This window comes from Flavobacterium sp. GW823-FHT06G12 (assembly GCF_058794775.1).
This window is the reverse complement of record NZ_JBXAHE010000001.1, coordinates 398828-413781: the sequence shown is the minus strand read 5'-3', so window position 1 is coordinate 413781 and position 14954 is coordinate 398828. Positions and strand designations below refer to the sequence as shown.

Here is a 14954-nt window from a genome sequence, read left to right as displayed (position 1 = left end):
AATTAACCTGAATTTGCTTTTAAAACCATACAGACAAATTCGCAAAAATTATAAAAAATGAAAAGAGAAAACATCTTAACTGGATCTCCGTGGGAAGACAAAATGGGATATTGCCGAGCAGTAAGAATTGGCAACATCGTTGAAGTTTCTGGAACTGTAGCCATTGTTGACGGCGAAAAAGTAAAAGCTGATGACGCTTATGCTCAAACCTATAATATTTTAGAGCGAGTTGAAAAAGTTTTAGAAGATTTAAATGTAGGAATGAAAGATGTTATTAGAACTAGAATTTTCACTACTAATGTTTCTACTTTCGAAGAAGTGGCGAGAGCACATGCTTCTTTCTTTAAAGATATAAAACCAACAACAGGATTTTATGAAATCAGTAAACTGGTTGCTCCAGAATATTTGGTTGAAATAGAATTTACTGCTGTTGTTCAGTAATTTTTTCTGCCACGAATTACACCAATTGCATTTGTTATTTTTCTTATGCCGCAGATTAAATGGATTAAAATGATTATTTTTTCCTTTTAATTCGTGGAAATTGGCGAAATTCGTGGCAAACTTTTAGAATTCATTAATGACTTCCTTAAATCCAAAACAATTACTCCTTGATATCCCGAAATGGATTATTATTTGTGCTTTAATTGGCATTCTTTCAGGATCAGCATCAGCATTTTTCTTAGTTTCTTTAGAATGGGTTACGCAGTTTCGAATTCAGCATGACTGGATTGTATGGCTTTTGCCTTTCGGCGGATTTCTGGTTGGATTGAGTTACTATTATTGGGGAGAATCTGTTGCAAAAGGAAATAATCTTTTATTGGAAGAATACGAAAATCCTAAAAAAGTCATTCCGTTTAAAATGGCTCCTCTAGTACTTTTAGGAACCTTGCTTACACATTTATTTGGAGGATCTGCAGGACGAGAAGGAACTGCTGTACAAATGGGAGGCGCAATTGCCGATCAGTTTACAAAACTTTTTAAACTAGACAGTTCAGAACGCAGAATTTTAATCATTCTCGGAATCAGCGCAGGTTTTGCTTCTGTTTTCGGTACTCCTTTGGCTGGCGCAATTTTCGCTTTAGAGGTTTTATATTTCAGTAAAATCAATTTTAAAAGTATTGTACTTTCCTTTTTAGTTGCTTACGCAGCATATTTTACTGTAGAATTCTGGGAAATCAAACATACACATTACAGCATTCCTGTGGTTCCAGAACTTAATTTAAACAATATCATTTTTACTCTAATTGTTGGAGTTTTATCTGGATTTGCTGCTTTGTTATTTTCGAGAAGCACTCATTTTTGGGGCTCTCTTTTTTCAAAAAACATAAAATATCCACCGCTTCGTCCTGTAATTGGCGGAGTTGTTTTGGCCATTGCAATTGCAGGCTTAGGATTTACCAAATTTTCTGGATTGGGAGTTCCTGTAATTGTCGATTCATTTTCAAATCCAAATCAATGGTACGACTTTTTGCTTAAAATTTTATTCACCGGATTTACGTTAGGAGCTGGATTTAAAGGTGGCGAAGTAACACCATTATTTTTTGTTGGGGCTACTCTAGGAAGTGCTTTATCAACTGTAATTCCGATGCCAATCGCTCTTTTAGCAGGAATCGGATTTGTTGCTGTTTTCTCTGGCGCAACCCACACTCCTATCGCCTGCACAATTATGGGAATGGAATTATTTGGAGTTGCTCCTGGAATTTTCATTGCAATTGCCTGCACAATCGCGTACTTTTCTTCTGGTTCTGTCGGAATCTACAAATCGCAAATTGTTAAAGGTGCGAAATATAAATTGTACCAAAAGTTTCTTTAAAATATTTAGTCCCAGTCGCAGTATTCGGTCACAGTCTTTGCTTTCGTAAATAATACGTAGCAAACTGAAGTAAAAACAGAATACTAAGTACTGAGACTGAAAACTGCGACTGCGACTAATCACTGTGATTGAATACTAAAATTATTTTCAGCATTACATTAAAAAATGTAAATTCGCACACTATGAAAATACAAGATATTCAAGCGATTCAATTATTACTCGCCACCCCAAAAAAAATCGTCATAATTCCGCACAGAGGACCAGATGGCGACGCAATGGGATCAACATTGGGTTTGTACCATTTTTTAATAAAAAACAATCATCAGGCAACAGTAATTGCTCCGAACGATTTTCCTGATTTTTTAGCTTGGCTTCCAGGATCTGAAACAGTAAAAATATTCGAAAAAGAAACTGAAATCTGCACGCAGATTTTAGAAGAAGCAGAAATCATTTTTACGCTTGATTTTAATGCATTTCATCGTACAGGCGAAATGATGGGACAAGCTTTAGAAAAATTGAAAGCAACTTTCATTATGATCGATCATCATCAAAAACCTGATGATTATGCTGCTTATACTTATTCAGATACTTCATACGGATCTACTTGCGAAATGGTTTATAACTTTATCTCTTTCTTAAATAAAAAAGAAGATATCGATAAAACCATTGCAACTTGTATTTATACTGGAATTTTAACCGATTCTGGTTCATTCCGTTTTCCAGGAACAACAGGAAACACACACAGAATTATAGCCGAATTAATTGATTTGGGAGTTGAAAACACTCAGATTCCGGTATTGCTTTTCGACAATAGCTCTTTCAGCAGATTGCAATTATTAGGACGCGCTCTGCAAAATATGAAGATACTTGAAGATCATAAAACTTCATATACGACGTTAACACAAGAAGAGCTAGATTCTTTTAATTATGTTAAAGGTGATACTGAAGGAATTGTTAATTATGGTTTAAGTATAAAAGATATCGTTTTTACTGCTATTTTTATCGAAAATAAAGACGAAGGCATTATCAAGATTTCATTCCGTTCACAAGGAGGCTTTGATGTAAATCAATTTGCAAGAGATCATTTCAATGGTGGCGGACATAGCAATGCCGCTGGCGGAAGATCTGAAGTTTCAATGGAAGAAACAGTTAATAAATTTGAAGATTTAGTAAAGAAACTAAAATTATAGTCCAAATCATGAACTACCTAAAACTTAGCATTTACACTTTGCTTTTTACAGTTTTATTAAGCAGCTGTAAACATCATGAAGAAGCCAGAAGACCTATTTCTAGAGCATCGGGAACATTCATGAAAAAATCGGCTGACCGAAACAAAAAATTAGTAGCAAATGAAGAAGAGGTCATTAAGAAAATAATTAAAAGCAATCCGAAAGTAAAATATTACGCTACTCCAAAAGGTTATTGGTTTTATTATGACGAAAGAAATACAAACGAAACCGCAGCTCCAAGAAAAGGTGATATCGCTTACTTTAATATGGAAGTAAAAGACATTAAAGGTAATACTATCTATTCTGAGTCAGATCTTGGGCCACAGACTTATTATGTAGACAAACAAGACATCATGATGGGACTTCGCGACGGAATCAAAAGAATGCATAAAAATGAAACTGTTACGTTTCTATTTCCATCTCACATGGCGTACGGATATCACGGAGACAATAAAAAAATTGGTACAAACGAATCTCTAATTGTTACTATTACGCTTAGAAATTTTGTTCCAGATCCAGCGGCACAAATAGCAAAACCTGCTACCCAACCTTCAGCCGCAACGCCAAAAGCAGCAGTTGCAAAACCTGCTCCATCAGCAAAAAAAGACACATTAACTCAATAAAAACAATATCTCAAAATGAAAAAGAGTATCTTATTATTATTAATAGCCATAAGCTCATTTTATTCTTGTAAAGACGATCACAATAATCTTCCTGATGGTTTATATGCTGATATCGAAACAAACAAAGGGCATATTATTGTAGAACTTGATTACAAAAAAGCGCCTATAACAGTGGCTAATTTTGTGACTTTAGCCGAAGGTAAAAACGAGTTTGTAACACACGAAGAATTAAAAAAGAAACCTTTTTTTGATGGTTTAAAATTCCATAGAGTTATTGAAAATTTCATGATTCAAAGCGGTGATCCATTAGGAACTGGTTCTGGAGATACTGGATATAAATTTAAAGATGAATTCTCAGATTTAAAATTTGACAAAGCTGGTATTTTGGCAATGGCAAACAACGGTCCTGGAACAAATAGCAGCCAGTTTTTTATCACTCACGTTGAAACTCCTTGGCTAGACAACTTACACACTATTTTTGGTCATGTTGTAAGTGCAAAAGATCAAGAAGTAGTAAATAAAGTTGTTCAAGGCGATAATATCGTTTCTGTAACCATTATCAGAAATGGTGAGGCAGCAAAAAAATTCGATGCTGTAAAAGTATTTCACGACTATTTTGCTGACATCGCAAAAGAACAACAGAAATATGCTGGAGCTCAAAAAGAAAAAGTAGATTCTTATGCTGCTTTAAAAGCAAAAGCTACTAAAACTACAAGTGGTTTAGAATATGTAATTACAGAAAAAGGAAGCGGTAAAAAACCTGTTACAGGAAATCAAATCTATATTAAATACGCTGGTTTTCTTGAGAACGGAACTCTTTTTGACACTAGCATTGAGGAAGTTGCAAAAGAATTCGGGAAATTTGATCCTGCAAGAGCACAACAGAACGCATATCAACCAATTCAATTTCAAGCTGGTAAAAAAGACGGTTTAATCCCTGGTTTTATCGAAGGAGTTGAACAATTATCTTATGGAGACAAAGCTGTTCTTTTCATTCCATCTCACTTGGCATATGGAGCTACTGGTGCAGGAGGTGTAATTCCGCCAAACGCTAATATTATTTTCGAAATCCAGATTTCAGAAAAACCATAATTAAATTATAGACTTAAAATTTAAAAGCAATGAAATTTAAATTTCTATTTTTATTTTGCCTAGCAATAGTAAATATACAAGCTCAAACTAAAAAGCCTGCGGCAAAACCAGCAGCAAAACCTACAAGTACAGCAGTTGCATCAACAAACTCTGATGAAGGAATTTTTGCAACAATTTCTACTACAAAAGGAGACATTGTTCTTTCCTTAGAATATGTAAAAGCTCCTGTAACTGTTGCCAACTTTATTACTTTGGCAGAAGGCACAAACCCGAACGTTAAAGCATCTCTTAAAGGAAAACCATTTTATAACGGATTAAAATTTCATAGAGTTATTAATGATTTTATGATTCAAGGTGGTGATCCTGACGGAAATGGTTCTGGAGGTCCAGGATATTCATTCAAAGATGAATTTGTTGACGATTTAAAATTTGAAAAAGGCGGTGTTCTTGCAATGGCAAATTCTGGTCCTGCAACAAACGGAAGCCAGTTTTTTATTACACATAAAGACACTCCTTGGTTAAACGGAAAACATACGATTTTTGGTCACGTAGTTTCTGGAATGGATAACGTAAATAAAATTGTTCAGGACGATGTAATGACAAAAATTGTTATTACACGCAAAGGTGCAGCAGCAAAGAAATTTGATGCTCTAAAGGTTTTAAGCGATGATGTTAAAAAAGAAGCTGCTAAAAAAGAGGAAGCTAAAAAAGTAGTTACAGCTAAAGCAACTTATTTTAAAGATGCAAAAGCAAAAGCAACAGCGACTGCTTCTGGTTTAAAATATGTAATTACTCAAAAAGGTACTGGCGTTAAAGGTGCTGAAGGTTCTACAATCTACTTTCACTACGCAGGATATTTTGAAGACGGTAATTTGTTTGACAGCAGTATGGCTCAGGTAGCAAAAGCATACGGAAAATACGATGCTAACAGAGACACGCAAGGCGGTTACAAAGCATTTCCTTTTACAGTTGGTAAAAAAGACGGAATGATTCCTGGATTTCTTGAAGCTCTTGATATGATGACAGACGGAGAAAAAGCAATTTTCTTCTTGCCTTCAAACTTAGCTTACGGAGAAAAAGGTGCTGGAGGTGTAATTCCACCAAATGCAACTTTAATTTTCGAAATCGAAACTTATCAAAACCAGCCTAACTAATTATTAGAGAGTACATTTATTCTTTACAAATAAAAAGCCATCAGGATTATTCTTGATGGCTTTTCTCTTTTTTCATTGTTTTCTTTTTTTGAATAATTCTTAATTCAAGACTTCAAAACCGATTTATTTTGTCATTAAATTACTATTTTCAACATAGTACGATAAAATCCTAAACAAAATAACTTACCTTTGCCGGCTTAATTTTTTAAAACAGATAATTTATGACGTCGCAAAATAATGTATTAAAAGGTGTTTTTCTTGTTGCTCTAGGAGCAACTACTTACGGAATGTTGGCTACTTTTGTAAAAATGGCCTATTCTGAAGGATACACAACTGCAGAAGTAACGACATCACAGTTTATATACGGAATTTTAGGTATTCTTATAATCAATCTATTTCAGCGCGTTAAAAACAAGAATTCGGCTGTAAAAGCATCTCCAAAAAATATTTTTAATTTAATGCTTGCAGGAACTTCATTAGGAATGACCAGCTTATTTTATTACTTGGCTGTAAAATACATTCCTGTTTCTATTGGAATTGTTTTATTGATGCAAACCGTTTGGATGGGGGTTTTGCTCGAAATGTTTTTAGAAAAAAAGTTACCTTCCAAACAAAAAGTAATTGCTGTTTTCATAGTCCTTTTCGGAACTGTTTTAGCTACAAATCTTATCCATAATGATATCGAACTAGACTGGAGAGGTTTGGCTTGGGGAATGCTGGCTGCTGCTTCTTTTACAACAACCATGTTTACTGCCAATCGTGTTGCTACCGAAATTTCTTCAGCTCAAAGAAGCCTTTATATGCTTCTTGGTGGTGCTATTATTGTTTTTTCGTTTGCTTTTGCAACACAAGTAACAGCTTTCAATCTTGACATTTTCTTAAAATGGGGAATTGTCTTGTCTTTATTTGGAACCATTATTCCGCCACTTTTAATGACTGCAGGTTTTCCTCTAACAGGAATCGGATTAGGAAGTATTGTTTCTGCACTTGAACTTCCCGTTTCTGTAACAATGGCCTATGTATTATTAGATGAAAAAGTAATCTTCTCTCAATGGGTTGGTATTGTTCTAATTATACTTGCCATAATTATTATGAATGTAAATTTTAAGTCAAAAAAATAACTCGAAATACGCATTATTAAAAAAAACACATCTGTAATGCAATAATTGTTAATTTTTTTATAATTTCGTGATAAACAACTAAATATCATGAATTTACCTTGGCATTTATATTTAATGGCTTCCTTATATATTCTTGCTGGGATAAATCATTTTAGAAAACCTGGAATGTACATAAAGATCATTCCACCCGCATTTAAAAACCCCAAATTAATAAATATTTTAAGTGGTGCCGCTGAGATTATTCTAGGCATCTTACTAATCCTGCCTTTTACTACAAATTTTGCCGCCTGGGGAATTATAATGCTATTAATTGCTGTTTTTCCTGCCAATTTGTACATGCTTCAAAATAAAAAAGCAGGTTTTGGTTTACCAACATGGATTTTATTTGTACGTTTGCCCTTACAAATTGTTTTGGTTTATTGGGCTTACCAATATACATTCTAACATTAACCATTTAAATTATTTTATTATGAAAAAATTATTTGCAGAGTTTTTTGGTACTTATTGGCTTGTTTTTGGGGGATGCGGAAGCGCTATTTTTGCAGCAGGAATTCCAAATTTAGGAATCGGATTTGCAGGTGTTGCACTAGCTTTTGGTTTAACTGTGCTTACAATGGCGTATGCTGTTGGGCATATTTCTGGCGGTCATTTTAATCCTGCAGTTTCTTTTGGTTTATGGGCAGGCGGAAGATTTTCTGCTAAAGATCTTATTCCGTACATCATTGCACAATGTGTTGGAGCTGCTGCTGCTGCAGGAACTTTATACACTATAGCCTCTGGAAAAGCTGGTTTTGCAATTGATAGTACAAAAGCGGGAGCCTTTGCTTCTAATGGTTTTGGAGCTTTTTCTCCTGATGGTTATTCGTTACAAGCTTGTTTCATCGCCGAATTTGTGCTTACCCTATTCTTCTTATTAGTGATTTTAGGAGCAACTGATAAATTTGCAAATGGAAGATTTGCAGGAATCGCAATCGGTCTGGCTTTAACCTTAATCCATTTAATCAGTATTCCAATTACCAACACTTCTGTCAATCCAGCGAGATCTTTGTCTCAAGCAATTTTTGTGGGCGGAGAACCATTATCTCAAGTTTGGCTATTTTGGGTCGCTCCTATTCTTGGTGCATTAGCTGCTGGTTTCCTTTATAAAACATTACTACAAAATCATAACGAAGCTTAATATTGCTTTAAATAATCATAACCTTAAATTTAAAAATTAAATATGGAATTTTTATATTTCTTACTTATTGGTGCAATTTCTGGCTGGCTAGCTGGTCAAATATGGAAAGGTGCAGGTTTCGGATTAATTGGTAATATTATTGTTGGAATCATTGGCGGATTTATTGGCGGATGGATTGCTGGCAAACTTGGTATTGGCGGTGGCGGGCTTCTTTGGCAGATTATAATTGCTGTAGGAGGTGCTTGGGTTTTATTGTTTATAATAAGCCTCATCAAAAAATAATACCTTAAATAATAATTTCTAAAGAGAAAATCGGATATATTTATATTTGGTTTTCTCTTTTTCTTTGAATAAAACCGAAAGAAAGTTTTAATTAATTCAAATATTTGTGTACCATGAATGACATTATTAATTATTTTTCTACAATTCCTTCTTTGCATAGAAGTTTGATTTTGGTTGGTGGCATTACCATTTTCTGGCTCATCGAAAACAGTTTTCCTTTGTTTAAAATGCAGTACAAAAAATGGCCTCATGCAGGAATTAATTTCTTCTTCACGTTTACCACAATTGTCGTCAACTTTATTCTGGCTTTTATTTTGATAAGAACCGCCGCATGGACCATCGACCATAATTTTGGAATTCTGCAGTGGTTACCTCAAATGCCAATTTGGCTTTATACCATAATTGGATTATTGCTCTTAGATTTAATTGGCGCTTATTTAGCGCATTTGGTTGAACACAAGGTAAAAATTCTGTGGCAATTTCATTTAATACATCATACCGACACTTGGATCGATACTACAACAGCAAACAGACACCATCCGGGAGAGAGTGTAGTTCGTTTTGTTTTTACTACTTTGGGTGTTTTGATTGTAGGCGCTCCAATGTGGATGGTTTTTCTTTATCAGTCATTGTCTGTTATTGCTTCACAATTTAATCATGCCAATATTTCACTTCCGGAAAAACTGGATGTTTTTTTGAGTTATTTTATTGTTTCTCCAAATATGCATAAAGTGCATCATCATTATGTTTTGCCCTATACAGATAGTAATTATGGAAATATTTTTTCTGTTTGGGATCGCCTTTTTGGAACCTTTACCTATTTACCCAAAGATCAGCTCATTTATGGCGTAGATACTCACATGCTACCCGAAGAAAACAATGAATTAAAGAATCTGTTAAAAATTCCATTTCAAAAATCAAGATCCTTCAAAAACAGTTAAAATCATTAAAAAAATTGAACTTTACTGAACCAACTTATTATTTTTTTTTTTAATATTGATACAGAAATTGAAAATCAATCTATTAATAATTAACACCCTATTTTGAATTAATTTTCACGAGATGAAAAAGAGTAGCCGCAAAGAATTAACTCCGGAACAAATTGAAAGACTTGTTTCGCTAGCTTTAGAAGAAAGAAATCCATTTGAAATTATAAAGAAAGAATTTGGATTGGCAGAAAAAGAAGTCCTAGACATCATGAAAAAGAAAATGCCTCTTGAAAAATTTGAGATGTGGAAAAAGAAGGCAATTGCAAATAAACCAAAACCAAAACCAGTAAAAATAGATGATTTTGATGAAGATTTGGATGGAAAGTATTATATCAAGAATAAATTAGACTAACATAAAGCTCCTGTTTTTCAGGAGTTTTTTTTTATTTTTTAAATTAATGTGATTTTTTAGTAACTTTTCTAGACTTTTTGTGTCAAATATAATTAACTAAACATATACAAATGAAAAAAATACTTTACACCTTAGCTCTAGCGGTCACTTTTTGGAGCTGTAAAACAGGGAGCACAGGAGCCGCGAAAAGCAATATAGTTGAAGTTAATATCAATCTAACTGATGTTAAGGACGATAAAGTTTTAGTAACAGTTACACCACCAGCCATTAAAACCGATGAAATTGTTTATAGTATTCCGAAAACAGTTCCTGGTACATATTCAACAGATAATTACGGAAAATATTCAGAAGATTTCAAAGCATTTGATGCTAAAGGAAATCCACTTACTGTAAAAAGATTAGACGATAATTCTTGGTCTATTTCAAACGCAAAAACATTAAAGAAAATCACTTATCTAGTAAACGATACTTTTGATACAGAAAAAGGAACCGGATTTGGAAATGATGACGTTTTTTCTCCAGCTGGAACAAACATCGATGCTGGAAAAAATTTCATGGTTAACACCCATGGTTTTGTAGGGTATTTTAAAGATAAATTAGATATTCCGTACAAAGTTACTATTACACATCCTGAAACGCTTTGGGGAGCTACTTCTATGACAGATCAAGATGCAAGCAATACTTCTGATGTTTTTACAACTTCTCGTTATGCTGTTTTGGTAGAAAACCCAATTATGTATTCTAAACCTGATTACACTACTTTTAATGTAAACGGAATGGATATCTTAATTGCAGTTTACTCTCCTACTGGAAAATACACTGCTGAAAGCATTACTCCAGAAATGAAAACTATGATGACAGCTCAGAAAAACTTTTTAGGAAAAGTCAATTCTACTAAAAAGTATACTGTATTATTGTATTTATCTAGCATGGCAAAGGATGATGCTCACGGTTTTGGAGCTTTAGAGCATCCAACGGCTACAACTGTAGTTTTACCTGAGTCTATGCCAAAAGAAAAATTGGTAGAATCTATGAAAGATGTAGTTTCTCACGAATTTTTTCATATCGTTACTCCTTTAACCATTCACTCAAAAGAAATTCAGTATTTTGATTACAATGCGCCACAAATGTCTGAGCACTTATGGATGTACGAAGGTGTAACAGAATATTTTGCTAATCTTTTCCAAATTAACCAAGGTTTAATTGACGAAGCTGAATTCTATTCTCGTATTGCTGATAAAATTGAACAGTCTAAAAGTTTAGACGATACAATGTCATTTACTGTAATGAGTAAAAATGTTTTAGAACAACCATACAAAGACCAATACTTAAATGTATACCAAAAAGGAGCTTTAATTGGTATGTGTATTGACATTATCATTAGAGAAAAAAGTAATGGCGAAAGAGGAATTCTAGATTTAATGCACAAATTATCTGATGAATATGGTATTGAAAAACCTTTTAATGACGATGAATTATTCGCAAAAATCACTTCTTTAACTTATCCTGAAGTTGGTGACTTTTTGAATAAATATGTTGCTGGAACAACTCCAATTCCTTACGATTTTTATTTAGCTAAAGTTGGCGTTACAAAATCAACTGAGAAAAAAGCTGGAAATCCGTTTATTAAAGGTCAAACTCCATACATTACTATTGACAAAGCAACAAAAGAAATTGCTGTTCGCCCTGATTCAGAATCAATTGCATTCTTTAAAAATTTGAACTTAAAAGGTGGAGATAAAATTTTAGCTGTAAACAATAAATCATACAACTTAGATAACATTTATGATTTAATTACTGAAAGTGAAAACTGGAAAGAAAATGATCCAATTACACTTAAAGTAAAACGTGGCACTAAAGAAGAAACTATAAAAGGAACTGTGAAGTTACCATTTGAAGAGTCTGAAACTTTTAAGGCAACTGATGCTTCAAAAGAAAAACTTAAAAATGCATGGTTGAAAGGTTAATTCCCTTTTACAACATAAAAAAAACGACAAGTGATTGTCGGTTTTTTTTATGTCTTCTAGGTTTGTCAGACTGAGCGAAGTCGAAGTCCCACACTGTGATTCGGCTTGCGTGGCTTCGACTTCGCTCAGCCTGACAAAAATGAGTTTATTTCTTCACAGGAAATTTCCAGTCAAATTCGTCTTTACTATTAATGATTGCTCCAATTTCGAACTTTACAACCTCATCATATTCTGTTTGAAGAATAAACCAATTATCTTCGTTGAAGTAATTTTCGAAAGTATCAAAAGTTTCTTGATTGTATTTTGTAATTCCTTTTGCAGCAAAATCTTTCTTTACATCAGCAATTTTTCTTCCTATTAATTTGAATCCGAAAACTTCTAAATCATTACTTGAAGCTACTAAATAACCTAATTTCAACTCTTCTTCCTCATAAAATGTCAATCTGATTTTGTGCGCATTATAAACAAAAATCACATTATCGTCTTCGTCTTTATAGTTTTTATCAGGTTTTCCTAAAACAGCTGTTACGTCATTCTGCTTCATTCCAAAAAGCAATTTATCAATTCCTGATTTTAGATTTATTTTCATATCTCGTTTTCTTTATTTGAAGTGCAAATTTCGTGAAGTTTTTTGTTGTTTCGCCAAGAATTGCACAAATTTTCACGAATTAAAATATTATCATTTATCAGGCTGAGCGGAGTCGAAGCCCTTTTAAGCTAGAAAGCCCTTCGACTCCGCTCAAGGTGACAGACGTAAAACTAATTTTGATATTGCTTCTTATTAGGTTTACTGCTCATATAAAACGTAATCTTTCCTCCATTTATAACATCTGCATGTTTTAAAAACGGCCTTTCTAATTGTTTACCGTTCAGTAAAACTTTATTCACAAATACATTTTTATCAGATTGATTTACTGTTGAAACTTCAAAAGTTTTTCCGTTTTCTAAATTTAAAATAGCATTTTTGAGCAATGGACTTCCTAATGCATATTCGTCAGAACCAGGAGCTACAGGATAAAACCCTAAACTGCTAAAAATATACCAAGCACTCATTTGACCAAAATCGTCATTTCCGCCTAATCCATCAGCGCCATTTCGGTACATTTTCTTCAAGATCATTCTTATTTTATCTTGCGCTTTCCAAGGAGAATCTGTCCAATTGTATAAATAGACAACATGATGCGAAGGCTCGTTTCCGTGAACATAATTTCCAATGATTCCGTCTCTTGTAATATCTTCTGTATTTTCAAAATATTTATCAGGAAGATGCATATTGAACAATGAATCTAAACGAACTTTAAATTTCTCATTTCCTCCCATCAATTGAATCATATCAGCTGGATCTTGCGGAACGTACAAACTATAATTCCAAGAATTTCCTTCAATAAAACCTTGTCCGTGCGTATCTAGCGGATCAAATTCTTTTTTGAAAGTTCCGTCATTCAATTTTGGACGCATGAAACCTGTTTTTTCGTCATACACATTTTTATAATTTTTCGATCTTTCAATGAATTCATTATAAACATCTGTTTTTCCAAGTTTTTTAGCCGCTTGCGCGATTGCCCAATCGTCATAAGCATATTCTAAAGTTTTAGAAACCGAAGCACCGTTTTTATCTTCTGGAACATACCCTTTATTCATGTAAAATTCTAATCCATCATAATAAGGTACTTTTGCAGTATTCACACAAGCTTGAAGCGCTTTCTCGGCATCAAAACTAATATTGCCTTTTACAATGGCATCTGCCACAACCGAAACAGAATGGTACCCAATCATGCACCAGTTTTCGTTGGCATAATGCGACCATATTGGAAGCATTTTATGAACGCTCTGATCTGAATGCGCCAGCATCGAACTCACCATATCGGCGTTTCTTTTTGGCTGGACAATATTAAATAAAGGATGTAAAGCACGATAAGTATCCCAAAGCGAATAACTGGTATAATTGGTAAAGTTTTCGGCTTTATGCACATTCATATCAAGACCTTTATAGTTTCGATCTAAATCCATGTATTCTGTGGGACCTAAAAATGCGTGATACATTGCGGTATAAAAATTAACCAAATCTTCTTTTTGAATGGTTTCCACCTGAACTTTATTCAATTCTTTATTCCAAACTTCCTGACTTTGTTTTTTTACTTTTTCGAAATCCCAATCTGGAGTTTCTTTTTTCATGTTTTCTAATGCTCCAGCAGAACTTACAGGCGAAAGAGCCATTTTGATTTTAATTTTTTCACCTTCATTCGTATCAAAATCAAAAAATAGTTTTAAGTTTTGACCTGCCATTTCTGGGAAGTTTTTCGTTTGATCGAATTTTCCCCAAAAACCTCTGTAAACACTTTTTTCTTGAACAGCTTGTCCGTAGCTTTTAATAGGTTTATTGAAAGACATGGCAAAATAAACTGTTCTGGTTCTCGCCCATCCGTTTGTCTGACGATATCCTGTTATTAAAGTATCGTTTTCTACACGAACAAATGTCCAAACATTCTTTTTATCGTAATTGTAAATTCCTGAAGTCAAGTCCAAAATTATATGCGCTTCATCAGATTTTGGGAAAGTATACTGATGCATTCCAACACGAGTTGTGGCTGTCAATTCTGCTTTAATCTTATGATCTTCTAGAAAAACGCTGTAATAAGCTGGCTCTGCTTTTTCTGTTGCATGCGAAAATGCCGATCTATAACCGGATAATGGTTTAGACGCCACACCAGGATTTAATTGCAGTTTTCCAGTTGTTGGCATAATTAAGAAATCGCCTAAATCTGAATGTCCAGTTCCGCTAAAATGAGTATGGCTGAAACCTACAATCGTTTTATCTTCATATTGATAACCGGCGCAGTATTTATAAACTTCTCCATTATATTTTCCGTTTAAGCTATAAGCAATTGTATCGGTTTCTGGGCTCAATTGTACGCTTCCAAAAGGGACTGTTGCGCCTGGGTAAGTGTGTCCCATTTTTGCTGTTCCAATCATTGGATCTACATATTGAATAAGATTTAACTTTTCGGTCGCCTTCTTTTGTCCTTTTATATGATTACTCGAAAGCATTAAAGCCAATACTCCGAAAAGAAAATTACAGCATTTTGTTTTAATCATTTTTTATTGTTTTTTCTTTGAAATCTTTGTTGTTGTTTTAATGTAGAAAAGTACAACAA

Annotated in this window: 15 protein-coding genes; 13 read left to right on the top strand and 2 right to left on the bottom strand. The window is 33.8% G+C overall.

Annotation, left to right across the window (positions count from 1 at the left end; all coding sequences use genetic code 11):
- The first annotated feature begins 57 nt into the window (after window positions 1–57).
- The 13 genes from AC1Q5Z_RS01750 (at window position 58) to AC1Q5Z_RS01690 (ending at window position 11799) form a co-directional block, all read left to right on the top strand.
- Window positions 58–441: a RidA family protein gene (locus AC1Q5Z_RS01750; protein WP_198856994.1), complete on the top strand. Its 384-nt coding sequence runs from the start codon at window positions 58–60 to the stop codon at window positions 439–441.
- A gap of 136 nt (window positions 442–577) precedes the next feature.
- The gene (locus AC1Q5Z_RS01745) at window positions 578–1813 is read left to right on the top strand and encodes a voltage-gated chloride channel family protein (protein ID WP_492443565.1); all 1236 of its coding nucleotides are present in this window, start codon (window positions 578–580) and stop codon (window positions 1811–1813) included.
- A gap of 182 nt (window positions 1814–1995) precedes the next feature.
- Window positions 1996–3003, top strand: coding sequence for a DHH family phosphoesterase (locus AC1Q5Z_RS01740; protein WP_343588552.1), 1008 nt, complete (start codon window positions 1996–1998; stop codon window positions 3001–3003).
- Window positions 3004–3011: 8 nt separating this feature from the next.
- Window positions 3012–3665, top strand: a complete 654-nt coding sequence (gene gldI / locus AC1Q5Z_RS01735) for a gliding motility-associated peptidyl-prolyl isomerase GldI (RefSeq protein WP_343588551.1) — start codon at window positions 3012–3014, stop codon at window positions 3663–3665.
- A 15-nt stretch (window positions 3666–3680) separates the two neighbouring features.
- A complete protein-coding gene (locus tag AC1Q5Z_RS01730) occupies window positions 3681–4757 on the top strand; it encodes a peptidylprolyl isomerase (RefSeq protein WP_492443562.1) in 1077 nt (358 codons plus the stop codon).
- 29 nt (window positions 4758–4786) lie between these two features.
- The gene (locus AC1Q5Z_RS01725; RefSeq protein WP_492443560.1) at window positions 4787–5911 is read left to right on the top strand and encodes a peptidylprolyl isomerase; all 1125 of its coding nucleotides are present in this window, start codon (window positions 4787–4789) and stop codon (window positions 5909–5911) included.
- A gap of 221 nt (window positions 5912–6132) precedes the next feature.
- Entirely contained in the window at window positions 6133–7032 is a 900-nt protein-coding gene (locus AC1Q5Z_RS01720; RefSeq protein ID WP_492443558.1) for an EamA family transporter, read from the top strand.
- 87 nt (window positions 7033–7119) lie between these two features.
- Window positions 7120–7476 (top strand): DoxX family protein, encoded by a 357-nt coding sequence (locus AC1Q5Z_RS01715; protein ID WP_492443556.1) that lies wholly within the window; start codon window positions 7120–7122, stop codon window positions 7474–7476.
- Window positions 7477–7501: 25 nt separating this feature from the next.
- The gene (aqpZ, locus tag AC1Q5Z_RS01710) at window positions 7502–8209 is read left to right on the top strand and encodes an aquaporin Z (protein ID WP_492443554.1); all 708 of its coding nucleotides are present in this window, start codon (window positions 7502–7504) and stop codon (window positions 8207–8209) included.
- A gap of 42 nt (window positions 8210–8251) precedes the next feature.
- The gene (locus AC1Q5Z_RS01705) at window positions 8252–8491 is read left to right on the top strand and encodes a GlsB/YeaQ/YmgE family stress response membrane protein (protein ID WP_492443552.1); all 240 of its coding nucleotides are present in this window, start codon (window positions 8252–8254) and stop codon (window positions 8489–8491) included.
- 113 nt (window positions 8492–8604) lie between these two features.
- On the top strand, window positions 8605–9432 hold the full coding sequence (locus AC1Q5Z_RS01700; protein ID WP_278022292.1) for a sterol desaturase family protein: 828 nt from the start codon (window positions 8605–8607) through the stop codon (window positions 9430–9432).
- A gap of 121 nt (window positions 9433–9553) precedes the next feature.
- A complete protein-coding gene (locus AC1Q5Z_RS01695) occupies window positions 9554–9832 on the top strand; it encodes a DUF2805 domain-containing protein (RefSeq protein ID WP_095929894.1) in 279 nt (92 codons plus the stop codon).
- A 110-nt stretch (window positions 9833–9942) separates the two neighbouring features.
- On the top strand, window positions 9943–11799 hold the full coding sequence (locus tag AC1Q5Z_RS01690; RefSeq protein ID WP_198856981.1) for a M61 family metallopeptidase: 1857 nt from the start codon (window positions 9943–9945) through the stop codon (window positions 11797–11799).
- A gap of 145 nt (window positions 11800–11944) precedes the next feature.
- Here the strand turns inward: AC1Q5Z_RS01690 and AC1Q5Z_RS01685 are convergent, their stop codons facing one another.
- On the bottom strand, window positions 11945–12388 hold the full coding sequence (locus AC1Q5Z_RS01685) for a hypothetical protein (protein ID WP_492443549.1): 444 nt from the start codon (window positions 12386–12388) through the stop codon (window positions 11945–11947).
- A gap of 170 nt (window positions 12389–12558) precedes the next feature.
- Window positions 12559–14895 (bottom strand): GH92 family glycosyl hydrolase, encoded by a 2337-nt coding sequence (locus AC1Q5Z_RS01680; RefSeq protein WP_343588547.1) that lies wholly within the window; start codon window positions 14893–14895, stop codon window positions 12559–12561.
- Window positions 14896–14954 lie beyond the last annotated feature (59 nt).

Bases quoted from the DNA above. Each gene is read 5' to 3' on its own strand.
- AC1Q5Z_RS01750 (WP_198856994.1), top strand. From the start codon at position 58: ATGAAAAGAGAAAACATCTTAACTGGATCTCCGTGGGAAGACAAAATG.
- AC1Q5Z_RS01745 (WP_492443565.1), top strand. From the start codon at position 578: ATGACTTCCTTAAATCCAAAACAATTACTCCTTGATATCCCGAAATGG.
- AC1Q5Z_RS01740 (WP_343588552.1), top strand. From the start codon at position 1,996: ATGAAAATACAAGATATTCAAGCGATTCAATTATTACTCGCCACCCCA.
- gldI (WP_343588551.1), top strand. From the start codon at position 3,012: ATGAACTACCTAAAACTTAGCATTTACACTTTGCTTTTTACAGTTTTA.
- AC1Q5Z_RS01730 (WP_492443562.1), top strand. From the start codon at position 3,681: ATGAAAAAGAGTATCTTATTATTATTAATAGCCATAAGCTCATTTTAT.
- AC1Q5Z_RS01725 (WP_492443560.1), top strand. From the start codon at position 4,787: ATGAAATTTAAATTTCTATTTTTATTTTGCCTAGCAATAGTAAATATA.
- AC1Q5Z_RS01720 (WP_492443558.1), top strand. From the start codon at position 6,133: ATGACGTCGCAAAATAATGTATTAAAAGGTGTTTTTCTTGTTGCTCTA.
- AC1Q5Z_RS01715 (WP_492443556.1), top strand. From the start codon at position 7,120: ATGAATTTACCTTGGCATTTATATTTAATGGCTTCCTTATATATTCTT.
- aqpZ (WP_492443554.1), top strand. From the start codon at position 7,502: ATGAAAAAATTATTTGCAGAGTTTTTTGGTACTTATTGGCTTGTTTTT.
- AC1Q5Z_RS01705 (WP_492443552.1), top strand. From the start codon at position 8,252: ATGGAATTTTTATATTTCTTACTTATTGGTGCAATTTCTGGCTGGCTA.
- AC1Q5Z_RS01700 (WP_278022292.1), top strand. From the start codon at position 8,605: ATGAATGACATTATTAATTATTTTTCTACAATTCCTTCTTTGCATAGA.
- AC1Q5Z_RS01695 (WP_095929894.1), top strand. From the start codon at position 9,554: ATGAAAAAGAGTAGCCGCAAAGAATTAACTCCGGAACAAATTGAAAGA.
- AC1Q5Z_RS01690 (WP_198856981.1), top strand. From the start codon at position 9,943: ATGAAAAAAATACTTTACACCTTAGCTCTAGCGGTCACTTTTTGGAGC.
- AC1Q5Z_RS01685 (WP_492443549.1), bottom strand. From the start codon at position 12,388: ATGAAAATAAATCTAAAATCAGGAATTGATAAATTGCTTTTTGGAATG.
- AC1Q5Z_RS01680 (WP_343588547.1), bottom strand. From the start codon at position 14,895: ATGATTAAAACAAAATGCTGTAATTTTCTTTTCGGAGTATTGGCTTTA.